This window comes from Klebsiella sp. CN_Kp104 (assembly GCF_040064515.1).
In the GTDB taxonomy this organism is placed as follows: Bacteria; Pseudomonadota; Gammaproteobacteria; order Enterobacterales; family Enterobacteriaceae; genus Klebsiella; species Klebsiella aerogenes.
In genome coordinates this window covers 120,453-145,388 of record NZ_JBEAII010000028.1, presented here as the reverse complement: position 1 = coordinate 145,388, position 24,936 = coordinate 120,453, and the positions used below count along the sequence as shown (strand labels likewise).

Genomic DNA, 24,936 nt, shown 5'->3' with positions numbered 1-24,936 from the left:
CCTATTAATCCGCAACCTGTTCTGTTGCTTTTTTTGCGCCTTCTGTAGGGTGAATGTTAAAAAAGAAACATAATCCAACTATATGTTCTGTATAGGTTTCCACCTGGTGTGGAGACAAATTGCCATAAATGGGAGGGAAATCTTCTTCAGGACACTTTTTGGGCTTTTAAAGTTACGATAAAACCCGGTAATATATGGGAGATAAACTATCAGTAGCGTTATCCCTAATTCTGGAGATTATTCCTTTGATCAACGTACTTCTTGTTGATGACCACGAACTAGTGCGCGCAGGGATACGACGCATTCTGGAAGATATAAAAGGGATTAAAGTTGTCGGTGAGGCCTGCTGCGGCGAGGATGCCGTTAAGTGGTGCCGTGCAAATCCTGTGGACGTCGTCCTGATGGATATGAACATGCCTGGTATTGGGGGGCTTGAAGCGACGCGAAAAATCGCGCGCTCCATTGTCGATACCAAAGTGATCATGTTGACCGTGCATACTGAAAATCCGCTGCCTGCGAAGGTCATGCAGGCTGGCGCCGCCGGTTACTTAAGTAAAGGCGCTGCCCCGCAGGAAGTGGTAAATGCGATTCGTTGTGTTGCTTCGGGTCAACGTTATATCGCTTCCGATATCGCCCAACAGATGGCGCTCAGTCAGATTGAACCGGAAAAAACGGAATCACCGTTTGCCAGTTTGTCTGAACGCGAGTTGCAGATTATGCTGATGATCACCAAGGGCCAAAAGGTCAATGAGATCTCAGAACAGTTAAATCTGAGTCCCAAGACGGTGAATAGCTATCGTTATCGAATGTTCAGCAAATTAAACATTCATGGCGATGTGGAGCTAACTCACCTGGCAATTCGCCATGGCCTGTGCAATGCGGAGTCGTTAGCAAGTCAGTGAGTGATGTTTTTGACGCAAAAGCTTTCCTCAAGACGGTGACCAGCCAACCGGGCGTCTATCGTATGTATGATGCTGGTGGTACCGTCATTTATGTTGGCAAAGCAAAAGATCTGAAAAAGCGCCTTAGCAGCTATTTTCGCAGCAACCTGGCTTCGCGTAAAACCGAGGCTCTGGTGGCGTTGATCGCGCAAATTGACGTGACCGTTACCCATACCGAAACGGAAGCGCTGCTGCTTGAGCATAACTATATCAAGCTGTATCAACCGCGTTATAACGTGCTGCTGCGTGACGATAAATCCTATCCCTTTATTTTCCTCAGCGGCGATACCCATCCACGACTGGCGATGCACCGTGGCGCTAAACACGCCAAAGGCGAATATTTTGGTCCATTCCCTAACGGCTATGCCGTTCGCGAAACGCTCGCGCTGCTGCAAAAAATTTTCCCCATTCGCCAATGTGAAAACAGCGTCTACCGCAATCGCTCTCGTCCCTGTCTGCAATATCAAATTGGCCGTTGTTTAGGACCGTGCGTCGCCGGACTGGTAAGTGAAGAAGAGTACCAGCAGCAGGTAGAATACGTGCGGCTGTTTCTCGCCGGGAAAGACGATCAGGTATTGACGCAACTGATTGCCCGGATGGAAAAGGCCAGCCAGGCGCTTGAATTTGAAGAAGCCGCCCGCATCCGCGATCAGATCCAGGCGGTACGTCGGGTGACGGAGAAACAGTTCGTTTCCAATAATGGTGACGATCTGGATGTTATCGGCGTGGCTTTTGATGCCGGAATGGCCTGCGTGCATGTGCTGTTTATTCGCCAGGGTAAGGTTCTCGGTAGCCGCAGTTATTTCCCGAAAGTTCCGGGTGGCACTGAGTTGGGTGAGGTAGTAGAAACCTTTGTGGGGCAGTTCTATCTACAGGGCAGCCAGATGCGAACCTTACCGGGGGAAATTTTACTCGATTTCAACTTGAGCGATAAAACCCTGCTTGCGGATTCGTTGTCCGAGCTGGCCGGTCGTCGGGTGAATGTGCAGACTAAACCCCGCGGAGACCGCGCTCGTTATCTGAAGCTGGCGCGCACCAACGCCGCCGTTGCGCTTACTACCAAACTGTCGCAACAATCAACGGTCAGCCAACGTCTGCAGGCTCTGGCGACACTACTTAAGCTGCCGGCGGTGACGCGGATGGAGTGCTTTGATATCAGCCATACCATGGGGGAGCAAACCGTCGCATCCTGCGTGGTGTTCGATAGCAATGGTCCGCTACGGGCGGAATACCGTCGCTACAATATTACCGGTATTACCCCTGGTGATGATTACGCGGCCATGAATCAGGTATTACGACGCCGGTACGGTAAAGCAATTGAAGAGAATAAAATCCCGGACGTTATCCTGATAGACGGCGGTAAGGGCCAGCTTGGTCAGGCCAAAGCCGTGTTTGCCGAACTGGATGTGCCATGGGATAAAAATCATCCGCTACTGCTGGGGGTGGCGAAGGGGAGCGATCGTAAAGCCGGGTTGGAGACGTTATTCTTTGAGCCAGAAGGTGAGGGCTTTAGTCTGCCGCCGGATTCTCCTGCTCTGCATGTTATCCAGCACATTCGCGACGAATCCCACGATCACGCTATCTCTGGGCATCGTAAAAAACGGGCGAAGGTGAAAAGTACCAGTACGCTTGAGACGATTGAAGGTGTTGGCCCGAAACGCCGACAAATGTTGTTGAAATATATGGGGGGTCTGCAGGGGTTGCAGAAAGCCAGCGTAGAGGAAATTGCGCAAGTACCGGGTATATCTCACGGACTGGCAGAAAAGATCTACTACTCGTTGAAACATTAGGGGCTCTGTAGCACCATAGAGCTAATTTACACTTACAACATACAGTTACCCGTTACCATGCAATTTAATATTCCGACGTTGCTCACTCTGTTTCGCGTTATTCTGATACCGTTTTTCGTGCTGGCGTTCTATCTGCCTTTTAGCTGGGGGCCTTTCGTCTGCGCATTGATTTTCTTTGTTGCCGCTGTTACCGATTGGTTTGATGGCTATCTGGCGCGTCGCTGGAACCAGAGCACTCGCTTTGGCGCCTTCCTTGATCCGGTTGCCGATAAGGTGATGGTGGCTATTGCCATGGTGCTGGTCGCAGAACACTATCATACCTGGTGGGTGACTTTGCCGGCAGCGACAATGATCGCGCGTGAAATTATTATTTCTGCTCTGCGTGAGTGGATGGCTGAGCTGGGTAAACGCAGCAGCGTAGCCGTATCATGGATTGGTAAAGTGAAAACGACGGCCCAGATGGCGGCGCTGGTCTGGATGCTGTGGCGGCCTAATGTGTGGGTGGAGTGGGCTGGTATCGTTCTGTTCATGGTTGCTGCGGTGTTGACGCTGTGGTCAATGTTACAGTATTTGAACGCTGCGCGCGGCGATTTGCTTGAACAGTGATCGTTTCGACGCAAATTTCAGCAAACGACACGAAGTTGCGAAAAATACCGTTGACTCACCGCGTGAGATAAGTAGAATGCAACGCATCGAACGGCGGCACAGTCTTCCAGACGATAACAAAATCAAGTGATTAGCTAATCTACTTGATGATGCGGGAATAGCTCAGTTGGTAGAGCACGACCTTGCCAAGGTCGGGGTCGCGAGTTCGAGTCTCGTTTCCCGCTCCAAATTAAAAGCATCGGCAGTAGCGGGTGTTCAGGTATTAAAGGCGCGTTAGCAAAGCGGTTATGTAGCGGATTGCAAATCCGTCTAGTCCGGTTCGACTCCGGAACGCGCCTCCACTTTATATCCCGAGCCCGGATGGTGGAATCGGTAGACACAAGGGATTTAAAATCCCTCGGCGTTCGCGCTGTGTGGGTTCAAGTCCCACTCCGGGTACCATTGGGATAAAGTAGAATAATCAAAGCAATAAGCAGTGTCGTGAAACCACCTCCGGGTGGTTTTTTCATTTCCGAAGCGTCATTTCCTGACATCATTCCTAATATACTCCACCTGCAGAGATAGACTCTGAGTGCTATAAACGTTATTTGTCCTATGACAAAACCTGCGGTGCTTGCTACGCTTAACGGGATTTTCGAACCAGGCAACAGGAGTAGGGGAAATATGTTTACCGGATTGTGTGCTTTTCCGCTGACGCCGATGCGCAACAATGAAGTAGATAGTCGCGCGCTAATAAAAATCATCGAACGTCTGGTCTCGGCGCGAGTTGATTCGCTGGGCATTCTGGGCTCAACCGGCAGCTACGCCTATTTGAGCCGCGAGCAGCGCAAAATGGTGGTCCTGGCGGCAAAACAGCATGCGCAAGGGGTCCCGATGATGGTTGGGATAGGCGCGATGGCGACGGATATGATTCTACGTCTTGCTGAGGATGCTCAGCAGGCGGGGGCGAATGCTGTGCTGCTACCAGTGCTGAACTATCAGCCTCTGACGGATGATGAGGTGTTTACACTGTTCCAGACGGTTAACCGCCATGTGTCGGTACCTATTTGTATCTATGATAACCCGCGCACCACCCACAGAGCCTTTTCTGATGCGCTTGTTGAGCGTATTGCTTCGTTATCCAATATCGCATCAATCAAGATCCCCGGTTTGCCGGCCGACCAGGCTGGCGTCAGAGTGGCGACGCTTCGTCAGCGATTGCCGCAGCGAGTGAGTATTGGCGTCAGCGGCGACGCTTTTGCCGCAGCAGGGTTAAACGGCGGCTGTAATCTGTGGTATTCCGTTTGCGCCGGTCTGTTCCCGCAAATTGCCCAAAATATTACCGCAGCAGCGTTAAGTGGCGAGCGGCAGCAGGCATCGGCACTAAGCGAACGGCTGGAGCCATTATGGGCATTGTTCAGACAGCACGGTAGTCTCAAAGTGATTGCCGCTGCCGCCTCTATTCTTGAACTAGCCGAAGTAGAGTGTTTACCGCGACCGTTGGCCCCGCTCTCCGCGGAGGCCATTAACGATGTCAAATCGGTCATGGATAAGCTGGATCTACGCTGAAGTTTACCGCCTTTCCCTTACCTATGTTTATCAGGAAATCCGCAAGCCATTTAAGGTAATATATCACTGGCGTTAATGTTAACGCTGTATTGATATTCTTTGGGTATGTGATGCCTTTATGGCAATGATAACTATATATGAGGGATCTTATGGCCACGTTGCTTGAAAGCTACGGGAACTGTTTTCGAAAATATGCCACTTTCCGCGGCCGATCCGCGCGCCAGGAATATGTGGTTTTTACCATTGCTAACTTTATATTGTCCGCGATCCTGGGATTGATCCCCGTCGTTGGCGGTATCTTCGGGTTAATTATTATCATTCCGGGGATCGCGGTTGCGGTGCGTCGTTTGCACGATCTCAACAAATCCGGCTGGTGGTTGCTGGCGCCCTACGGCATTATGCTGATCGGTCTGATTGGTATTGCCGCTACCGTCGAAGAGGGTAGAGCCGCAGTATGGGTATGGGTGATCGCGCTGGGCGGCCTGGCCGCGTTGGTAATGTCGATTTGGATGATTTTTACCCGTGGTACCGTTGGCAGCAACCGCTTTGGTGATGAACAGAACGATGACAACAGCGGCGGTAATACGATGGGCAAGAGTTCTGCTGCAGATGATGTCAGAGAGCGCCTGGCACAGGCTAAGAAAATGCTTGATGACGGCGTTATTAGCGCAAGTGAATACGAAGTGATGCGCGCTAATATCATTAAAGATATGTAACCGATCCGCCGCCGGGCAGGCCCGGCGTTAATAAATTCACCTGTGTGAGCGAGAGCGGGTGGTTTTCTCCTCCCATTTTCGCTACTGTAAGCGCCATTTTTCTACCATCATGAGCCTGTAATGAAAACCGGACCCCTGAACGAAAGTGAACTTGAGTGGCTGGATGAGATCCTGTCGAAATATGCCACCGAGGGCGCCATCCTTGATGTTTCCGAACTTGATGGTCTATTAACGGCTATCTTATCCGGGCCGAGCGAAATCGAACCAGCACAGTGGCTGCTTGCTATCTGGGGCGGGGCGGATAATGTACCGCGCTGGGCTAACGATCGCGAGCGCGACCGTTTCGTTAACCTGACGCTGCAGCATATGAGCGACATCGCCGAACGCCTGGCTGACTATCCGGAGCAGTTTGATCCGCTGTTTGGCACCCGCGAGTTTGAAGGCCAGGAACTCACCATTGTTGAAGAGTGGTGCTTCGGCTATATGCGTGGCGTTGCCCTCTGCGACTGGTCGACGTTACCTGCGGAACTGCAGCCACAGCTTGATGCCATTGCGTTACACGGAACGGAAGAACGCTTCGAAGCGCTCGATACGCTGACCGCGGATGAATTTGTCGAAAGCGTTGATAGCATAAAGCCCGCCGCGCTGGCTTTATATAATTACTGGATGGAGAATGCTCAGCCGACGGCCGTGCAGCAACCGGTAAGAAATGAGAGCAAGGTGGGGCGTAATGATCCTTGCCCCTGCGGTAGCGGTAAAAAGTATAAGCAGTGTTGTTTAGCTAAATAACAAAAGGGGCCAACCAGGCCCCTTTTGTTTACCCCACAGCGGGTAATAATCCTGCCACAATGCAGAATTGAATGGCCACTATCGCCACTCCACAGCCTAATACCAGCCAGAGCGCAATCGAGCCGCCCGGAACACGCCAGGTTGCCTGTGGGTGCAGTTTTCGGCTTTTCATTACTAATAATGATGGCAACATCAGCGCCAGTACGGCGAGCGCCACGCCGGCGTAGCCCAGCGCCATCACGAAACCTCGCGGATAGAACAGGGCGAAAGCCAGCGGCGGCAGGAAAGTGATGACGCCGCTCTGTATACGTCCGGCAGGGGTATTTTTACGCTGGAACAAATCTGCCAGGTAATCAAACAAACCCAATGCGACGCCGAGGAAAGACGTCGCCAGAGCGAAGTCGGCGAACAGATGTACCGCCACCTCTACATGCGGCGAGGCGACAACGTCGCGGATTGCTGCCAGCAGGCCGTTCAGGCCGGAATTCTGCGCCAGCACGGCGGTAAAGGCCGGAGAGTCGATGCTGCCAAGCGTGGCGAGTTGCCAGAAAATATAGGCGACCAGCGGAATAAAGCTACCGATGATAAAGACGCGGCGCAGCTTACGAATATCGCCATTCAGATAGCTAACGATGCTGGGAATACTACCGTGAAAACCAAACGAGGTGAAAATCACCGGAATAGCGGACAGCGCCAGGCCTTGCTGTAACGGCAGAGTCAGGAGATTTATCTGGTGAATATGCGGCAGCAGCAGCACCAGCATCACCGCGAGGAAGATAATTTTGGCGCTGAATAAAAAGCGGTTAAACAGATCGACCAGGGAAGTCCCTATGCACACCACTGCGCCGCCAATGCCGGTAAAGAGCAATACGCCGGCAGAAGGCGGTAGGTTCCAGTTCAGCCACTGATTCAGACTGGAGGCCAGCAGCTCCCCAGCGCCGCTGATATAGGCCGCCGTAAGCGCATACATCAGAAAAAGCATACAGAAACCGGTGACCCATTGGCCGTAGCGGCCGAGATAGCGCGCCGCCAGTGAGCCTAACCCCATATCCGCAGGGACATGCTGATAGACTTCCAGCAGCAGCAGGGCGGTATAGCACATCAGCGCCCACAGCGAGATCAGTAATACCAGGGTGACGCCAAAACCGACTCCCGCCGAAGCGAGCGGCATCGCCAACATACCGGCGCCAATGGTGGTGCCGGCAACGATTAAAATACTACCCAGAGTGCGGTTCTTCACGCTTTTCTCTATCTATGAAGGAATGAACGAATAATTATGTCGCGCAGAGTATGTGAAATGAGTGATTTCGTCAAATGATGGTTACAATTGGTGTAATTATATCTTTACGTCTCTGGAGGGCAGAAAAGACTGCGTTGGCGCAAAGCCGCCAGGCGCATGCTGATATATGCTGCCTGCTTTTTCAGGAGGAGTTATGTCATCTATTCACGGTCATGAAGTATTACAGATGATGATCGCATCGGGCGAGTCGTACAGCGTTGCCAGTCTCGAAGCGGCCATTAAGAGGCAATTTGGCGAAGATGCTCGCTTTCACACCTGTTCGGCGCAGGATCTGGACGCGGCGCAGCTGGTGACGTTTTTGCAGCAGAAAGGTAAATTCATTGCGGTGGAAGAGGGTTTCAATACCAGCGAGAGTAAAATTTGCCGTCATTGAGCGCGCGGCGGCCAGGGCGGCCGCCGCTGTGGGAATTAGTTTTGCGTGTCGAGGGTTGCCAGTTCTTTATCGATAAAGTACAGGCCTTCACCGCTTTTACCGGCAAGGGTCAGTTTATCAATAACAGATTTGAATAATTTCTCTTCTTCATGCTGTTCTGCTACGTACCATTGCAGGAAATTAAAGGTCGGGTAATCCTGATTAGTCATCGCGGCATGCGCCAGTTCATTAATTTTTTGCGTAATTAACTGTTCATGTTCATAGGTCTGGCGGAACAGTTCATCAAGTGAAGCATATTCGGCAAACGGCGAGCTAATAGCGTTAATACGCGGCAGGCTGCCGGTATCGGTCAAATAGTCGAACAGGCGCTGCATGTGCGTCATTTCTTCCTGCGCGTGGCGGCGGAGAAAGGCGGCTGCACCTTCAAAGCTATGGTAGCTGCACCATGCGCTCATCTGCTGATAAAGCAAAGAAGAATAAAGCTCAAGATTCATTTGCTCATTAAGTTTTTCGATCATTTCTGCTTTCAGCATGGCGTCCACTCCGGAAATAAAGATTAAATCATAGTGTGCCGTCACTATAATTTGTTAGTAATTTATTTGCAAAAAGTAAATTAAAAAAATTAATTATTAAAAATGCAAATGGGAATAAAACGCATTGGCAATATAATAATAAATGAGAATGGTTTTAATTTGATATTTATTTCGTAAGTTATCGCGCGAAGTGAAACAACGAATATTTAATGTTCTGAACCTGAAAGGGGAAAACTGGGCTGAGGGAGGCTCAAAATGTGACGCGCTAAGATTTTTGTAAAACAGCTTTTCATAAAGTTTGAAAACGCATTTATGAAGTAGTAGAGTCCTGTTAACGCTAACGAACTATCGGGCCGTGCCCGCAGAGCATTCAGGAGAGTGAAGCATGAAAATCGCACTGATGATGGAAAACAGCCAGGCTAGCAAAAATGCCATCATCCTCAACGAGTTAAACGCCGTTGCCGATGAAAAAGGCTTCCCGGTTTACAACGTAGGAATGAGCGATGAGCACGATCATCATCTTACCTATATCCATCTGGGCATCATGGCCAGCATCCTGCTGAATTCTAAAGCGGTCGATTTCGTGGTGACCGGTTGCGGCACTGGCCAGGGGGCGCTGATGTCGTTGAATATCCATCCGGGAGTGGTCTGTGGTTATTGTATTGACCCTGCGGACGCCTTCCTGTTTGCCCAAATCAACAACGGTAACGCGTTGTCGCTGCCTTTTGCTAAAGGCTTTGGCTGGGGGGCGGAATTGAACGTGCGCTTTATTTTTGAGAAGGCGTTCACCGGCCGTAATGGCGAGGGGTATCCGCCGGAACGTAAAGAGCCGCAGGTCCGCAATGCCGGGATCCTGAATAAAGTGAAAGCGGCGGTGGTGAAAGAAAATTATCTTGATACCTTACGAGCTATCGATCCGGAACTGGTAAAAACCGCCGTTTCCGGGCCGCGGTTCCAGCAATGCTTCTTCGAAAACTGCCAGGATAAAGAAATCGAAGCTTTTGTCCGCCAGATTATAGACTAATAGGGCTTTTCAAACAGGCCTGCATCAATACGCGGGCCTGTTTGTTATGGTCGTGCTTTACTGGATACCGTGCTGCCGGCATCTCGCGTAAGATGTAGCGTATCAATCATTCCTACCAAACAAATCAGCGCAATAAAGACAAACGCCAAGCGGAAGCTAATTCCCGGTAGAGTCGTCAGATTCAACCACTCGCTCAACTGTTCACCGATGCGGATGCCGATGGCGCCGAGAGTGATTCCGAGCCCAACCGCCAGCTGTGAAGCGGTGCTGAACAGCGTATTGGCATAACTCATCTGCGCGGAAGGAACGTCGGCAAAAGCGAGCGTACTGACGCCGGTAAATTGGATGGAACGGAACACCCCGCCAAGATAGAGGATCAACATTATCAGCCATACCGGCGTTTGCGGCGTTAACAGCGCGCAGGCAAGTAGCGAGGCGACATTCAGCGCACCGTTAATCAGCAATAAGCGGCGAAACCCCAACCAGCGGATGAGCGGCGTGGTTGCGGGCTTGATTGTGAGATTGCCGACAAAAACGGCCAGCACCAGCAGTCCAGAATGAAAAGCATCCATACCGAACCCCACCTGGAATAGCAATGGAAGCAGGAACGGGACGGCGCTTATCGACGCGCGAAACAGTGAACCGCCGTACATGGTTACCCGGAATGTAGGAACCTGCAAAGCGTCCAACCGTACCATTGGCCAGGCGGCGCGGCGGAAATGGCGTAGAGCGAAAAACATACAGCCGATACCCGTCGCCAGGAGCGCCGGCGTTTGCCAGCTTTGCGGCTGCTGGTCGCCGAGTCGTTCCATCGCTGCCACCAGGCTAATCATGGCCAGTGACGTCGCCAGAAAACCGGGTAGATCGAAGGGGCGGCGTTCTTCTTCACGGATATTGGGAATGATGCGTAGCGAGAGCGCCATCGCCAGTAGCCCGAGCGGCACGTTAATAAAAAAGATCCAGTGCCAGCTGGCGTAACTGGTAATAAAGCCCCCGAGCGGCGGGCCGATTATCGGTGCGACCAACGCCGGCCAGGTCAGCGTGGCTATTGCCTTGATGAGCTGATCTTTGGGAGTGGTGCGCAATACCGCCAGGCGCCCGACGGGGACCATCAGCGCGCCGCCGACGCCCTGTAGAATGCGCATTGTCACAAAGCTTTCGATGTTGCGCGATAAACCGCAGAAAACGGAGGCGAGGGTAAAAATGGCGAGGGCCAGCGTAAACACTTTCCGCGCGCCGAAGCGGTCGGCGATCCAGCCGCTGGCGGGGATCAGTACCGCGAGGGTGATCAGGTAGGCGCTGATGCCAATATTGAGCGCGACCGCCGCTACGCCAAAATCCTTTGCCATATCAGGCAGGGCGGTAGCGATGACCGTGCCATCGAGAAATTCCATAAAGAAAGCGCCAGCCACCAATAATGCCGGGGCGGAAAAAGCGCCTGTTTTTGGCGTAATTGTTGTTGTACCCATTGTGTCGTTGCCATAGCAAAATGAATAAGTATCTTTGCGGTACGTTTTCTTTTCGCCGCTCCCGCACATGTTTTTTTATCTGGTGCGATTTAGGTTACTATTACGCTCCTGAAAATAGGAGTAAAAAATGTCTCAACCTTTCACTGAACAAGATGAGTTGGTTTCCGATGTCGTCGCATGCCAGCTGGTCATCAAACAGATCCTTGATGTGATTGACGTTATCGCCCCGGTCGAAGTGCGCGAAAAAATGGCGACGCAGTTAAAAGCGATTGATTTTGCGAGTAACCCTGCTTCGGCGGATCCGGTGACGCTGCGCGCAGTACAAAAAGCAATTGCACTGATTGAACTGAAATTTACCCCGCAGGGTGAAGCGCACTAGTTTTATCTCTGAGAAGTTGATTGCCTGGCCGTTCCAGTCTGGAACGGCCAGATTCAATTAGTGCTTTTGTGGCGAGATGAGATTGAGTAGTCGACGGTCTGTCTGCTCCATACCGAGCCCGGCTTTATCAGCAGTACGTATTTCTTCAAGGACGGTTTGCAGTAACAGCCCATCTTGCTGCTGCTCTTTTTCCAGCAGAGTCAAAAAACGCCACGTCGTGTCATCGCGCTGCGCTTTTGCTTCCTGCGCCAGGCCGGACAGCATGCTGCTACGTTGCTGATACTCTTCGAGAGTTTTGGCAAACACTTCTTCAAGCGTTGTGCATTGCGGGGGATAGCTTTCGTCGGCTTTGACAATTGGCCAGGCGCCGGCCTTTTTCATATAGTCAAAAACCTGCATCATTAACGTCACGCTGGATTGCGCACGGGTGCGCAAGAAGGTTGCTGTGCCGTTGAGACGCTGCTGCGCGCACCATTCACCTAAATGTAGATAAACATTTGATGCGTGAAACTCAAGATTAATCTGGGTATTTAATTTCTGAACCATTCCTGGAACTGCCATAACAATATCCTTATTTATCCGCAAGGGAAGTATGACGCGCTACCATCGCCTCGCACAGGCGAGTTTTGCAAGCGCAACGCAATAGGCAGGAAATAAACACGGTGCAATCCATTTGCACGTGACTATTTATTTATATCTGCCGATACATCAAGAATACCCTTATGTGCCGAATAAGAAAACTCTCAATATGCGTTATTTACGATTTGTTACAACATCAGTTTTACTACTTTTTTTAATTGTCTATTTTGTGGTTTTAAATCTTAACGCATTGAATTTAAATGGTTATATTTAAGGGTTCGTAGGGCTAGTAAATTTGTATTAATGAAGTTGATTTAACGGTAAATTCATATATCGATCATAGCTTATTCATTATTCGAAAATAGCGAGAGGATAATGAACTTGTGATAGATCATCTTTTGTTAGAAGTGGAAGAATAACATATAAGCTGGCGGCAAATCGCAGGACAGAGTAGCCCGGGATGGCGTTAGCGAACCTACAAGGATAAGTCTGCTGGTGATATGGATTATTGTGCCACGCATAACGCTAATTGTCTGACAATTAGCGTTTTTTTTATGTCATTTTTTGCTGAATTTATGTACGCAACTACTGTAATTCTGCGGTGTGATGACGCTCTCGTATGGATAAATAATTTCCAGTTAAAACTATTTTAACAACGGCAATGTTGATTGCGATTTTTCTAATGCCTTGTTTTAAGACTGATAAAAAATTTAAGTCCGATTTTCCCCTACAGAAAAGCGAATTAAAGCTGGAGTTTACCATGCACAAATTTACTAAAGCGCTGGCGGCCATTGGCCTCGCGGCGGTTATGTCACAATCAGCTATGGCTGAAAACCTCAAGCTCGGTTTCCTGGTGAAGCAACCGGAGGAGCCCTGGTTCCAGACCGAGTGGAAATTTGCTGATAAAGCCGGTAAGGATTTGGGCTTTGAGGTGATTAAAATCGCGGTGCCAGATGGTGAAAAGACGCTTAATGCGATCGACAGTCTCGCCGCCAGCGGCGCGAAGGGATTTGTCATCTGCACGCCGGACCCAAAACTGGGGTCGGCGATTGTTGCCAAGGCTCGCGGCTATGACATGAAAGTTATCACCGTCGACGATCAGTTTGTCAATGCCAAAGGTAAGCCGATGGAGAGCGTGCCGCTGGTCATGATGGCCGCCAGCGAAATCGGCGCTCGTCAGGGGCAGGAATTGTATAAAGAGATGCAAAAACGCGGCTGGGACGTGAAAGATACCGGCGTGATGGCGATTACCGCCGATGAACTGGATACTGCCCGCCGCCGTACCACCGGCTCGATTGACGCATTGAAAGCAGCGGGGTTCCCGGAAAAACAGATCTATCGTGTACCGACCAAATCTAACGACATTCCTGGAGCGTTCGATGCCGGTAACTCCATGTTGGTGCAGCATCCACAGGTTAAGCATTGGTTAATCGTGGGTATGAACGATAACACCGTGCTGGGCGGCGTACGGGCAACTGAAGGCCAGGGCTTTAAAGCGCCGGATGTTATCGGCATCGGTATTAACGGTGTTGATGCGGTGAACGAGCTTTCGAAAGCCCAGCCGACGGGGTTCTATGGCTCTCTGCTGCCAAGCCCGGATATCCATGGCTATAAAACCAGTGAGATGCTCTACAACTGGGTGACCAAAGGCACCGAGCCGCCGAAATTTACCGCCGTGACTGACGTGGTGCTGATTACCCGCGACAACTTTAAACAAGAGTTGGCGAAGAAAGGGCTGTAAGGCCGGGTTCATTCTGCCTCCCGCTCTGGCGGGAGGTTATGCGTAGAAGAGCGGAGTCGTTATGCAACAATCTATCCCTTATCTCTCATTTCGCGGTATCACCATGACGTTCCCGGGCGTTAAAGCACTGTCTGACATCAGCTTTGACTGCTATCGCGGGCAGATCCACGCGTTGATGGGTGAAAACGGCGCCGGGAAGTCCACCCTCTTAAAAATTCTCAGCGGTAACTACATTCCAACTGCCGGGCATCTGCAAATTGATGGTCAGCAAATGGCATTTACGAATACTACCGCTGCGCTAAATGCTGGCGTAGCGATTATTTATCAGGAACTTCATCTGATCCCGGAAATGACCGTTGCCGAGAATATCTATCTTGGTCAGTTGCCGCATAAAGGCGGCATTGTGAATCGGTCTTTATTGAATTATGAAGCGCGGCTGCAGCTGGAACATCTGGGGCTGGATATCGACCCGGAAACGCCGCTGAAGTATTTGTCGATCGGCCAGTGGCAGATGGTGGAGATCGCCAAGGCGCTGGCGCGTAACGCGAAGATTATTGCGTTTGATGAACCAACCAGCTCACTCTCTGCGCGCGAAATCGACAACCTTTTTCGCGTGATTCGCGAGCTGCGTGAAGAAGGGCGAGTGATTATTTACGTCTCGCACCGTATGGAGGAAATTTTCGCCCTCAGCGATGCTATTACCGTGTTTAAAGATGGCCGCTATGTGCGGACCTTTGACGACATGCGGCTGGTGGATCACGATGCTCTCGTGCAGGCGATGGTGGGGCGTAATCTTGGCGATATCTATGGCTGGAAAGCGCGTGAATATGGCAGCGAGCGGCTGCGACTGGATCAGGTTAAAGCGCCAGGTGTCAGAATGCCAATCAGTTTATCGGTACGCAGCGGTGAAATTGTCGGCCTGTTTGGTCTGGTCGGCGCCGGGCGCAGCGAACTAATGAAGGGGCTGTTTGGCGGCAGCAGAATTACCAGCGGTCAGGTCTATATTGATGGCCAGGCGATAAATATTCGCAAACCGGCGCAGGCGATTCAGGCGGGCATGATGCTGTGTCCGGAGGATCGTAAAGCCGAGGGCATCATTCCGGTACATTCGGTGCGTGACAACATCAATATCAGCGCGCGGCGTAAGCATATTCATGCCGGCTGCCTGATTAACAATGCCTGGGAAGCGAGTAATGCCGAACAACATATCAAATCGCTCAATATCAAAACCCCTGGAGCTGAGCAGTTAATTATGAATCTCTCCGGTGGTAATCAGCAAAAAGCCATTCTGGGCCGCTGGTTGTCGGAAGAGATGAAGGTGATTCTGCTTGATGAACCGACCCGCGGCATTGATGTCGGCGCAAAGCATGAAATCTACAACGTTATCTATGCGCTGGCAGCTTCTGGCGTGGCGGTTGTTTTTGCCTCCAGCGACCTGCCAGAGGTGCTCGGCGTCGCCGACCGCATCGTGGTGATGCGCGAAGGTGAAGTGGCCGGTGAATTGCTGCATGAAGATGCGAATGAACAGCAGGCGCTGAGCCTTGCGATGCCTAAAGTCAGCCAGGCCGTAGCCTGAGTAAGGAGTGAATGATGTCATCTGTAACTACGCCGAGCGCCGCACGATCCTCCTTCAGCTTCGGTCGAATCTGGGATCAGTTTGGTATGCTGGTGGTCTTCGCAGTGTTGTTCATCGGCTGCGTGATCTTCGTTCCCAACTTTGCCTCTTTCGTCAATATGAAAGGGCTGGGGCTGGCGATTTCCATGTCGGGAATGGTGGCCTGCGGCATGTTGTTCTGCCTGGCCTCCGGGGATTTTGATTTGTCAGTCGCTTCGGTCATTGCCTGCGCCGGTGTGACGACGGCGGTAGTGATTAACCTGACCGAAAGCTTATGGATTGGCATTGCCGCCGGGCTTTTGCTGGGTGCTGTCAGCGGGTTGGTAAATGGTTTTGTTATTGCGCGTTTGAAGATCAACGCGCTGATCACAACTCTGGCTACCATGCAAATCGTCCGTGGGCTGGCCTATATTATTTCCGATGGTAAAGCGGTTGGCATTGAGGATGAACGTTTCTTTACTCTGGGTTATGCCAACTGGTTGGGGCTGCCGGCGCCAATCTGGCTGACGGTTGCCTGCCTGATCGTCTTTGGACTGCTGCTGAATAAAACCACCTTTGGCCGCAACACGCTGGCCATAGGGGGCAATGAGGAGGCGGCGCGACTTGCAGGGGTGCCGGTTGTTCGTACCAAGATCATCATCTTTGTTCTTTCAGGTCTGGTATCGGCGGCGGCGGGGATTATCCTGGCTTCGCGCATGACCAGTGGCCAGCCTATGACCTCAATTGGTTATGAACTGATTGTGATCTCGGCATGTGTCCTGGGCGGCGTATCGCTAAAAGGCGGGATCGGTAAGATCTCTTATGTGGTGGCCGGGATCCTAATCCTGGGTACCGTGGAGAATGCGATGAACCTGCTGAATATTTCGCCATTCTCACAATATGTAGTCCGCGGGGTGATATTGCTGGCAGCGGTTATCTTCGACCGATACAAGCAAAAAGCGAAACGTGCGGTTTAATTGCGCGCAACTTTTAAGTCTACATCATAATGTGCCGCCGGCGCCCGCTGCGCTGGCGGTGACTATCAAAAATGGCGAGGCTGGTCACACTGTCTATACTTACATGGCTAACAATTAGTTAACAACCAGCGTAATGCTGGCCATGATAAGGAGGAACACAGGGTGGCTGACCAGATATCTGTACCGCCTGAGCTAACCGGAAACCACGCATTTTTTCTGGATCTTGACGGCACGCTTGCCGATATCAAACCTCATCCCGATCAGGTTGTTATCCCCGAAGACGTCCTTCAGATGTTGCGATTACTGGCACAGCGACAACATGATGCTGTGGCATTGATTTCAGGGCGCTCACTAACAGAGCTTGATGAACTAACCCGTCACTGGAGACTGCCGCTTGCCGGCGTCCACGGGGCTGAACGCCGCGATATCAATGGAAAAAGGCACGATGTATCACTGCCGCCGGCATTGAGCCGTGAGGTCGGCGAAGCATTAACTTCGGCGCTACAGGCGCTGCCTGGCAGTGAACTGGAGGATAAAGGCATCGCTTTTGCGCTGCATTACCGTCAGGCCCCACAACACCAGAGCGCCATCCTGGCGCTGGCGCAGGATATCGTGCAGCGTTATCCGATTCTGGCCATTCAGCAAGGGAAGTGTGTCGTTGAGATCAAACCACGTGGCATTAACAAAGGTGAAGCAATCGCCGCGTTTATGCGGGAAGCGCCTTTTGCGGGACGAAAGCCGGTATTTATCGGCGATGACCTGACTGATGAGGCGGGTTTTACTATGGTTAATCAATTAGGCGGAGTATCGATTAAAGTTGGACAAGGCGACACACAGGCGCGCTGGCGGCTGGCGAATGTTGCCGCCGTACATCAGTGGTTACGCCATGTTGTCGGCAATATGCAAAGCCTGGATGTATTCACTAACGGGAGGGATGACCATGAGTCGTTTAGTCGTAGTATCTAACCGTATTGCAACGCCAAATGATAAAAAGGCCAGTGCAGGCGGCCTGGCGGTGGGTATTTTAGGTGCGCTGAAAGCGAGCGGCGGCACGTGGTTTGGTTGGAGTGGGGAAATCGGTGATGATAGCCAGCCGTTGAAGAAGGTGAGTAAAGGGGATATTTCGTGGGCCTCATTCAACCTTAGCGAAGAAGATCACGAGCTCTACTACAATCAGTTTTCCAATGCGGTGCTATGGCCCGCATTTCACTATCGTCTCGACTTAGTCAATTTTCAGCGTCCGGCGTGGGAGGGGTATCTGCGGGTTAACGCCGCCGTGGCGCAAAAGCTGCTGCCGCTGCTAGCCGATGACGATATGGTATGGGTTCATGATTATCATCTGTTGCCATTTGCCAGCGAATTACGCAAAAACGGTGTGAAGAACCGCATTGGTTTCTTCTTACATATTCCGTTTCCAACGCCTGAAATATTCAATGCGTTGCCCCCGCATGCCGAACTACTTGAGCAGCTGTGTGATTATGACCTTTTGGGCTTTCAAACCGAAAACGACCGGCAGGCGTTTGTTGACTGCGTTGCCCAGCAAACCACATTAAGTGAAGTGGGCCACCAACAATATCGCGCCTGGGGCAAGACGTTCCGTACCGCCGTCTACCCGATTAGCATCGAACCTCAGGAAGTCGCGCGCAGCGCCAGCGGGCCGCTGCCGCCGAAGCTGGCTCAGTTGAAAGCTGAACTGAAAGGGGTGAAGAATATTTTTTCCGTTGAGCGTTTGGATTACTCCAAGGGGCTGCCGGAGCGTTTTCAGGCTTACGAAGCGCTGCTGGAAAACTACCCCCAGCATCGTGGGAAAATTCGCTATACCCAGATAGCGCCCACTTCGCGGGGGGATGTACAGGCTTATCAGGATATCCGCCACCAACTGGAAACCGCCGCGGGACGCATCAACGGCCACTATGGTCAATTGGGATGGACGCCGCTGTATTATCTGAATCAGCACTTCGATCGCAAACTGCTCATGAAGGTATTTCGTTATTCCGACGTGGGCCTGGTCACACCGCTGCGCGACGGCATGAACCTTGTGGCCAAGGAGTTTGTCGCCGCACAGGACCCTGAAAACCCTGGGGTGCTGGTGTTATCGCAGTTCGCTGGCGCGGCGAATGAACTGACTTCCGCGCTCATCGTCAACCCCTACGATCGCGATGAAGTGGCGGCGGCGCTGGATCGCGCGCTAACGATGCCGCTTGCCGAGCGAATTATTCGCCATGGCAAAATGCTCAAGGCGATCGAGAGTAATGATATTGATAACTGGCAGGCGCAGTTCGTTGCCGATCTAAAGCGGGTAAAGTCGCCTGAAGATAGCTGCCAGCAGCCAACCGTAGTTACTCCCTCCGCGTAGTCAAAACGGCTGATGCTTCGGCATCAGCTTATTCCAGGGAAACCAACAGCACATCGACTCCGCTGCTGCCGACGATATTCTTCGCTGAACAGGTAGCGCGGGAAAACAGGCTCTGGTTATGGTTGCCGCAGATGACCAGGTCGACGTGATGCTGTAGGCAAAAATCCTTCACGTGGTGGCAAAGTTCGCCGCTGGCGATGGTCATTTTGCTGATAGGGTAGTCCGCCAGGGCGGCGAGTTCATTAAGAAAACTACGGGTCTCCTCCTGCATTATCTCTCGCAAATTTTCCATCATCGGCGCGGCGAACTGATTATACATTTCCGGATCTGTCGCCAGCGTGATCAGGCTGACCTGCGCATTGGACGGACGTGCGATAGACACCGCTTTATTAACCAACATGCGGCTTTCCGGCGTTGGGGCGACGGCGACTAACAGATGAGAGTAGGGCATCTAGCCTCCTTGAGATACGCAACGGGACCTTTCTTCCTTCTTTACTCCTAATTCCATTTTTCCACAAGGGTTATTCGCGCGGTTAAAAACGCCTTTCTCTGATCGTGTGGTATCAGATTCTGGCAGCCGACTCGCAAAAATGATTCTCTCTTTTGCTTTAAAAGAAACGCTGTTTTATAAATCGGTGACGCATGTTGCCCGCCCCTTTGTTTTTTTGCCACTGAATGATTGGTACTGGCAAAAACGCAAAGGTAAGCCGGTTTTCATGATCTTACTGTAGCCATGTATCCGCAAAACTTCGGTATAGCCCGTGGTAAGGCCGAAGTTATCTAATAAAAAGAGACAGGATTTACGGCGATGAAAACACGAAAAATCGGTTTGGCTAATTATCTCGCCTATGGTTCCGGCGATTTTCTCGGCGCGGGAACCACCGCGCTGACCGCAGCATGGCTACTCTATTTTTACACCACCTTCTGCGGGCTATCGCCCATTGAGGCGACGCTCATTTTCGCCACCGCGCGCGTGCTCGACGCGGTCGTCAGCCCGCTGATGGGCTTCTTAACCGATAACTTTGGCTCTACCTGGCTGGGTAAGCGGTTCGGCAGACGCAAATTTTTTATTTTGCTCGGTATTCCCTGCGTTTTTAGCTATTCAATGATGTGGGTAGGCGATATGGGGTTCTGGTACTACCTCGCAACTTATCTGCTGTTTGATATTGTCTATACCATGATTCTGGTGCCCTACGAGACGCTGGTACCGGAGATGACCGATGATTTCAAACAGAAGACCAAATTTTCCGGCGCGCGTATTTCCATGGCGCAAATGTCGGCGATATTAGCCTCGTTTTTACCGGGGATCCTGCTCACCCAACTGGGTAAAGATAACGCCAGCTCATTTTTTTACGCGAGCCTGGTCTTTTCGGTCCTGTGCGCGCTAATGCTGACCTTCGTCTGGTTTTTCACCTGGGAACGTCCGCGGGAAGCGTGGTCTGAAGCAGCGTTACGCGCGGAAGAAGAAAAGCGCAACTTAACTCTCGCGCAGAGTCTTAATCGCCTGTTTATTGAGCTCAGCTCTACGCTGCGAATTAAAATCTTCCGTCAGCATCTTGGTATGTATCTGGGCGGTTATATCGCGCAGGACGTGTTCAACGCCGTGTTTACCTATTACGTGGTCTTTGTGTTGATGCAGGACGCTTCTGTCGCCTCTAACTTACTCGGCACGATGGCTATCTTCCAGTTCATCGCGGTTATCGCCATGATCCCGCTATGCATTCGCTTTGGCCCGGCGCCTTCATATCGCATGGTAGTGGTGCTGTTCGGTTTGAGCTCTCTCTCTTATGCGGTGCTCTATTACGCGGGGCTAAGCGACGTCTATTCATTATTACTGCTCATTTCCGCTATCGCGGGTCTGGGACGCGGCGGCATTAACTACGTGCCGTGGAATACTTACACCTATATTGCCGATGTCGACGAAGTCATTACCGGCCAGCGTCGGGAGGGCATTTTCGCCGGTATTATGACGCTGACCCGCAAAGCGTCGCAGGCGGGGGCGGTGATGCTGGTTGGTATCATCATGCAATTATCGGGCTTTGTTTCCGGGCAAAAAATTCAGCCGGAAGGCGTTAGCCACACCATTCTGTTGATCCTTAGCGTCGGTACTTTAGTGGTGCTGGCCTGCGGCTTCCTGGTCTCCCTGCGCTTTAAACTCAATTTACATACGCACAGCGTGCTCCGCGCCGAGACGCTGGTGATGCGTGATATCGGTTACGCACAGCCCGAGCAGGCGACGGCGGAAAACCGCGCGGTAGTTGAGATGCTGGCGGGAATGCCTTACGACTGCCTGTGGGGTAATAACAACATTGGCTACCTGAATCGCAATAAACCTGCCGCCCCGGCGCTGAATCAGGGCGGCACTTTGAATTCGACATATACCAGAGGTTAAGAACATGAAAGTTTGGCCGGTCAAACATAGCCCATTACTGCGTCAGCCTGAGCGCTTTATCGCTCGCAGCGAGCTGCAGGCATTGATCCGTAATGTGACGCAAAACCTGGTGAATATTAAGGATGACAACGGGCAGTTTTTACTTCGGCTGGACGATGGGCGAGTCATCGATACCAAAGGTTGGGCCGGTTGGGAGTGGACCCACGGCGTTGGGCTGTACGGCATCTACCAGTATTATCAACAAACCGGCGATACCGCGATGCGCGATATCATTGACGGCTGGTTCGCCGATCGTTTCGCCGAAGGTGCAACCACCAAAAACGTCAATACCATGGCGCCGTTTCTGACGCTGGCTTACCGCTATGAAGAGACCGGGCGTCAGGAGTATCTACCATGGCTCGATAGCTGGGCCGAGTGGGCGATGCATGAGATGCCGCGCACCGAGCAGGGAGGCATGCAGCACATTACCCTGGCGGAAGAGAACCATCAGCAGATGTGGGATGACACGCTAATGATGACGGTGCTGCCGCTAGCCAAAATCGGTAAATTACTAAATCGTCCGCAATACATTGAAGAAGCAACCTATCAGTTCTTGCTGCATGTACAGAACCTGATGGACAAAGAGACAGGCCTGTGGTTCCACGGCTGGAGTTATGACGGCCGACACAACTTTGCGCGTGCGCGCTGGGCACGGGGTAACAGCTGGCTCACTATCGTGATCCCGGACTTCCTTGAGCTGGTGGATTTGCCTGAGGAGAGTGCGGTACGCCGCTATCTGCTACAGGTACTGAATGCGCAAATTGCCGCGTTAGCTAACTGTCAGGATGAGAGCGGGCTTTGGCATACTCTGCTCGACGATCCGCATTCCTATCTTGAAGCGTCGGCGACGGCGGGCTTCGCTTACGGCATCCTGAAAGCGATACGTAAGCGTTATGTTGGGGCGGAGTACACTGAGGTTGCCGAAAAGGCGATACGCGGGATTGTGCGAAATATTTCACCAGAGGGGGAACTGCTGCAAACCTCGTTTGGTACCGGGATGGGCTCCGATCTCGATTTTTACCGGCAAATTCCGCTCACCTCTATGCCGTACGGCCAGGCGATGGCGATTCTTTGTCTGACGGAGTATCTGCGCAAATATTTCTGATAGCGGCATAGATTCCCCGGCCGCGTTGCGCGTACCGGGGCGACTAATAAAACAAACCCGGCTTTCACCGGGTTTGTTTTTTACATCCGCTCTACGGTCTCAATGCCCAGAGTATCGAGGCCTAACTTCAGCGTCTTCGCCGTCAGCAGCGCCAGTTTCAGGCGGCTATTACGGGCCTCTTCGCTTTCGGCGCTGAGGATCGGGCAGTGTTCGTAGAAACCAGAGAACAGACCGGCCAGATCGTACAGGTAGGCGCACATTACGTGCGGAGTACCTTCACGGGCGACGACGGCCAGCGTTTCTTCGAACTGCAGCAGGCGGGCAGCCAACTGCGCTTCGCGATCTTCACTAATAACTACCGGCGCGGCAGCCAGCGCGCTTTCGTCGATACCGGCTTTACGGAACACCGACAGCACACGGGTATAGGCATACTGCATGTAAGGCGCGGTATTACCTTCGAACGCCAACATGTTGTCCCAGTCGAAAATGTAATCGGTAGTGCGGTTTTTCGACAGATCGGCATATTTCACCGCGCCGATACCCACCGCATTGGCCAGTTTTTCCAGCTCATCGGCCGGCATATCCGGGTTCTTCTCGGCCACCAGGCGGCGTGCGCGCTCCAGCGCTTCGTCCAGCAGATCGGCCAGTTTGACGGTACCGCCGGCGCGTGTTTTAAACGGTTTACCATCTTTACCGAGCATCATGCCGAACATGTGATGTTCCAGCGGTACGGATTCCGGTACATAGCCGGCTTTACGGACAATAGTCCACGCCTGCATCAGATGCTGATGCTGACGAGAGTCGATGTAGTAGAGCACGCGGTCGGCATGCAGCGTTTCATAACGGTATTTTGCGCAGGCGATATCGGTAGTCGTGTAGAGGTAGCCGCCATCCTTTTTCTGGATGATGACGCCCATCGGTTCGCCTTCTTTGTTTTTGTATTCATCAAGGAAGACCACGGTCGCACCTTCGCTCTCGACGGCCATGCCTTTTGCTTTCAGATCGGCAACGATGCCCGGTAGCATCGGGTTGTACAGGCTTTCACCCATCACATCATCGCGGGTCAGAGTGACATTCAGGCGATCGTAAGTGATCTGGTTTTGCGACATGGTGATGTCGACCAGTTTGCGCCACATCTGCAGGAAGTACTCGTCGCCGCCCTGCAGCTTAACCACGTAGCTACGCGCGCGCTCGGCGAACGCTTCGTCTTCGTCATAGTGCTTTTTCGCTTCGCGGTAGAAACCTTCGAGGTCGGCCAGCGCCATTTCGCCGGCGTTTTCCTGCTGCTGCTTTTCCAGATAAGCGATCAGCATCCCGAACTGGGTACCCCAGTCACCGACGTGGTTGGCGCGGATAACGCGATGGCCGAGGAATTCCAGAGTACGTACCGAGGCATCGCCGATGATGGTTGAACGTAGATGGCCGACGTGCATCTCTTTCGCCACGTTCGGCGCGGAGTAGTCAACAACGATGGTCTGCGGCTGTGGTTTCGCAACGCCCAGGCGCTCGGACTGCAGCGCGAGATTGACGTTGTCCGCCAGGAAGGCTGGATCGAGGAAAATATTGATAAAGCCCGGTCCGGCGATTTCGACTTTATTGGCAATGCCGTTCAGATCGAGATGAGACAGTACCTGCTCTGCAAGTTGTCGCGGCGCCATGCCCAGTTTTTTGGCCACCGCCATCACGCCATTGGCCTGATAGTCGCCGAACTGAACTTTTGCTGACTGGCGGACCTGAGGTTCGCAATCGGCAGGCGCGCCTGCCGCGATCAGGGCCTGGCTGACTTTTTCTGAGAGAAGAGCCTGAATATTCACCGGAATACCTTACTTTTAAGGCGCGAGAACCCCTGTGGGGCGGCGCCGGAACATGGACAAATTAAGGCGGGAGTATACTGCATTTGCGCCCCGTCGTCAGCACCACACGTAAGTTGCCGGGCAGCACGCTTAATCAATAACCATTCGTTGTTTCGGCGCGCGGATTGGCGGTTGGTCGGGGCGGCGAAACAGGATAAATTAGCCTTTTTAGCGATCACCGAGGCGCAAGATGGCGAACTGGCAGCAAATTGATGAACTGAATGATATTTCGGCGGATTTACCGCGTTTTAGCGATGCGCTGCAAGCGCTGGCCGAACGGTTGGGATTGGAGCTTGCGCCGCTGGACGCCGACCATATTTCGCTGCGTTGTCATCAAAATACGACGGCGGAGCGCTGGCGGCAGGGGCTGGAGCGTTGCGGCACGTTACTATCGGAAAATATCATTAATGGCCGCCCCATTTGCTTATTTAAGCTTGCCGAACCTATCTGTGTCGCCCACTGGAGCTTTACGGTTGTAGAGTTGCCCTGGCCGGGTGAAAAACGTTACCCGCACGAAGGCTGGGAACATATCGAAATCGTTCTGCCGGGTGACCCGGAAACCCTCAATGCTCGCGCGCTGGCCTTGCTTTCCGATGATGGACTCAGCCAGCCGGGGATTTTCGTGAAAACCAGTTCGCCGAAAGGGGAGCGTGAACGTTTGCCGAACCCGACGCTGGCGGTCACGGACGGCAAAGTGACCATTAAATTCCACCCCTGGTCGATCGAGCAAATCGTCGCCAGCGAGCGATCCGATACTTAACAGTGTGAAGCCGCGCGGCGTCTGCGGGGAAAAATCGTGACATGCTGTGTTGCCCGTGATGAAAATGGAGAA

The 24,936-nt window shown here is 52.2% G+C and carries 23 protein-coding genes and 3 tRNA genes; 20 read left to right on the top strand and 6 right to left on the bottom strand.

Translation table 11 applies throughout. The features are described 5' to 3' along the window. Nucleotides 1-245: 245 nt before the first annotated feature. From uvrY to ABLU80_RS14210, 9 genes are all read left to right on the top strand, one after another. Complete coding sequence (gene uvrY / locus ABLU80_RS14250; RefSeq protein ID WP_015705978.1) at nt 246-902, top strand: UvrY/SirA/GacA family response regulator transcription factor; 657 nt, start codon at nt 246-248, stop codon at nt 900-902. Continuing rightward, on the top strand, nt 899-2,731 hold the full coding sequence (uvrC, locus tag ABLU80_RS14245) for an excinuclease ABC subunit UvrC (RefSeq protein ID WP_015705977.1): 1,833 nt from the start codon (nt 899-901) through the stop codon (nt 2,729-2,731). The genes uvrY and uvrC overlap by 4 nt, the downstream gene beginning before the upstream one ends. Nucleotides 2,732-2,788: 57 nt before the next feature. After that, nucleotides 2,789-3,337 carry a CDP-diacylglycerol--glycerol-3-phosphate 3-phosphatidyltransferase gene (gene pgsA, locus ABLU80_RS14240; protein WP_047063526.1) on the top strand — a complete coding sequence of 183 codons (549 nt, stop codon included), beginning with the start codon at nt 2,789-2,791 and terminating at the stop codon, nt 3,335-3,337. Nucleotides 3,338-3,488: 151 nt separating this feature from the next. After that, a tRNA-Gly gene (locus ABLU80_RS14235) sits at nt 3,489-3,564 on the top strand. 40 nt (nt 3,565-3,604) lie between these two features. Beyond that, a tRNA-Cys gene (locus tag ABLU80_RS14230) sits at nt 3,605-3,678 on the top strand. Nucleotides 3,679-3,691: 13 nt separating this feature from the next. Beyond that, nucleotides 3,692-3,778, top strand: a tRNA-Leu gene (locus tag ABLU80_RS14225). A gap of 222 nt (nt 3,779-4,000) precedes the next feature. After that, entirely contained in the window at nt 4,001-4,885 is an 885-nt protein-coding gene (locus tag ABLU80_RS14220) for a dihydrodipicolinate synthase family protein (RefSeq protein WP_045365628.1), read from the top strand. Nucleotides 4,886-5,022: 137 nt separating this feature from the next. Beyond that, nucleotides 5,023-5,601: a DUF805 domain-containing protein gene (locus ABLU80_RS14215; protein WP_306301961.1), complete on the top strand. Its 579-nt coding sequence runs from the start codon at nt 5,023-5,025 to the stop codon at nt 5,599-5,601. Nucleotides 5,602-5,721: 120 nt separating this feature from the next. After that, entirely contained in the window at nt 5,722-6,390 is a 669-nt protein-coding gene (locus ABLU80_RS14210; RefSeq protein ID WP_015365957.1) for a YecA family protein, read from the top strand. Nucleotides 6,391-6,418: 28 nt separating this feature from the next. On the opposite strand, the gene tyrP is transcribed toward ABLU80_RS14210, so the two are convergent. Beyond that, nucleotides 6,419-7,630: a tyrosine transporter TyrP gene (gene tyrP / locus ABLU80_RS14205; RefSeq protein WP_032714843.1), complete on the bottom strand. Its 1,212-nt coding sequence runs from the start codon at nt 7,628-7,630 to the stop codon at nt 6,419-6,421. A 193-nt stretch (nt 7,631-7,823) separates the two neighbouring features. Here tyrP and ABLU80_RS14200 point away from each other — a divergent pair, with 193 nt between their 5' ends. Next, a complete protein-coding gene (locus tag ABLU80_RS14200) occupies nt 7,824-8,063 on the top strand; it encodes a YecH family metal-binding protein (protein WP_015365959.1) in 240 nt (79 codons plus the stop codon). Nucleotides 8,064-8,098: 35 nt separating this feature from the next. On the opposite strand, the gene ftnA is transcribed toward ABLU80_RS14200, so the two are convergent. Beyond that, nucleotides 8,099-8,596 carry a non-heme ferritin gene (gene ftnA, locus ABLU80_RS14195; RefSeq protein ID WP_015365960.1) on the bottom strand — a complete coding sequence of 166 codons (498 nt, stop codon included), beginning with the start codon at nt 8,594-8,596 and terminating at the stop codon, nt 8,099-8,101. Nucleotides 8,597-8,981: 385 nt separating this feature from the next. Between ftnA and ABLU80_RS14190 the strand changes: the two genes are divergently transcribed. Beyond that, complete coding sequence (locus ABLU80_RS14190) at nt 8,982-9,620, top strand: RpiB/LacA/LacB family sugar-phosphate isomerase (protein WP_047077053.1); 639 nt, start codon at nt 8,982-8,984, stop codon at nt 9,618-9,620. Between the two features lie 44 nt (nt 9,621-9,664). Here the strand turns inward: ABLU80_RS14190 and ABLU80_RS14185 are convergent, their stop codons facing one another. Beyond that, nucleotides 9,665-11,089 (bottom strand): MFS transporter, encoded by a 1,425-nt coding sequence (locus tag ABLU80_RS14185; RefSeq protein ID WP_047077072.1) that lies wholly within the window; start codon nt 11,087-11,089, stop codon nt 9,665-9,667. Nucleotides 11,090-11,216: 127 nt separating this feature from the next. On the opposite strand from ABLU80_RS14185, the gene ABLU80_RS14180 reads away from it, so the two are divergent. Next, the gene (locus ABLU80_RS14180; RefSeq protein ID WP_015365964.1) at nt 11,217-11,468 is read left to right on the top strand and encodes a DUF2766 family protein; all 252 of its coding nucleotides are present in this window, start codon (nt 11,217-11,219) and stop codon (nt 11,466-11,468) included. A 57-nt stretch (nt 11,469-11,525) separates the two neighbouring features. Here ABLU80_RS14180 and ABLU80_RS14175 read toward each other — a convergent pair whose 3' ends face one another. Then, nucleotides 11,526-12,029 carry a non-heme ferritin-like protein gene (locus ABLU80_RS14175; RefSeq protein WP_032714841.1) on the bottom strand — a complete coding sequence of 168 codons (504 nt, stop codon included), beginning with the start codon at nt 12,027-12,029 and terminating at the stop codon, nt 11,526-11,528. Between the two features lie 778 nt (nt 12,030-12,807). Between ABLU80_RS14175 and ABLU80_RS14170 the strand changes: the two genes are divergently transcribed. From ABLU80_RS14170 to otsA, 5 genes are all read left to right on the top strand, one after another. Continuing rightward, nucleotides 12,808-13,788 carry an arabinose ABC transporter substrate-binding protein gene (locus ABLU80_RS14170; protein WP_015705967.1) on the top strand — a complete coding sequence of 327 codons (981 nt, stop codon included), beginning with the start codon at nt 12,808-12,810 and terminating at the stop codon, nt 13,786-13,788. 61 nt (nt 13,789-13,849) lie between these two features. Next, on the top strand, nt 13,850-15,364 hold the full coding sequence (gene araG, locus ABLU80_RS14165; protein WP_049033708.1) for an L-arabinose ABC transporter ATP-binding protein AraG: 1,515 nt from the start codon (nt 13,850-13,852) through the stop codon (nt 15,362-15,364). 14 nt (nt 15,365-15,378) lie between these two features. Further along, on the top strand, nt 15,379-16,359 hold the full coding sequence (gene araH / locus ABLU80_RS14160) for an L-arabinose ABC transporter permease AraH (protein WP_015365969.1): 981 nt from the start codon (nt 15,379-15,381) through the stop codon (nt 16,357-16,359). Nucleotides 16,360-16,521: 162 nt separating this feature from the next. Continuing rightward, entirely contained in the window at nt 16,522-17,325 is an 804-nt protein-coding gene (otsB, locus tag ABLU80_RS14155) for a trehalose-phosphatase (RefSeq protein ID WP_015365971.1), read from the top strand. After that, on the top strand, nt 17,300-18,715 hold the full coding sequence (gene otsA / locus ABLU80_RS14150) for an alpha,alpha-trehalose-phosphate synthase (protein ID WP_015705965.1): 1,416 nt from the start codon (nt 17,300-17,302) through the stop codon (nt 18,713-18,715). The genes otsB and otsA overlap by 26 nt, the downstream gene beginning before the upstream one ends. 28 nt (nt 18,716-18,743) lie before the next feature. Here otsA and uspC read toward each other — a convergent pair whose 3' ends face one another. Continuing rightward, on the bottom strand, nt 18,744-19,166 hold the full coding sequence (gene uspC, locus ABLU80_RS14145; protein ID WP_348850104.1) for a universal stress protein UspC: 423 nt from the start codon (nt 19,164-19,166) through the stop codon (nt 18,744-18,746). A gap of 357 nt (nt 19,167-19,523) precedes the next feature. On the opposite strand from uspC, the gene ABLU80_RS14140 reads away from it, so the two are divergent. Further along, on the top strand, nt 19,524-21,107 hold the full coding sequence (locus ABLU80_RS14140; protein ID WP_032714837.1) for an MFS transporter: 1,584 nt from the start codon (nt 19,524-19,526) through the stop codon (nt 21,105-21,107). Nucleotides 21,108-21,111: 4 nt separating this feature from the next. Beyond that, nucleotides 21,112-22,251 carry a glycoside hydrolase family 105 protein gene (locus ABLU80_RS14135; protein ID WP_063446393.1) on the top strand — a complete coding sequence of 380 codons (1,140 nt, stop codon included), beginning with the start codon at nt 21,112-21,114 and terminating at the stop codon, nt 22,249-22,251. An 80-nt stretch (nt 22,252-22,331) separates the two neighbouring features. Here ABLU80_RS14135 and argS read toward each other — a convergent pair whose 3' ends face one another. Beyond that, nucleotides 22,332-24,065, bottom strand: a complete 1,734-nt coding sequence (gene argS / locus ABLU80_RS14130) for an arginine--tRNA ligase (protein WP_015365977.1) — start codon at nt 24,063-24,065, stop codon at nt 22,332-22,334. A 229-nt stretch (nt 24,066-24,294) separates the two neighbouring features. On the opposite strand from argS, the gene ABLU80_RS14125 reads away from it, so the two are divergent. Next, nucleotides 24,295-24,864: a VOC family protein gene (locus ABLU80_RS14125; protein ID WP_047048897.1), complete on the top strand. Its 570-nt coding sequence runs from the start codon at nt 24,295-24,297 to the stop codon at nt 24,862-24,864. Nucleotides 24,865-24,936 lie beyond the last annotated feature (72 nt).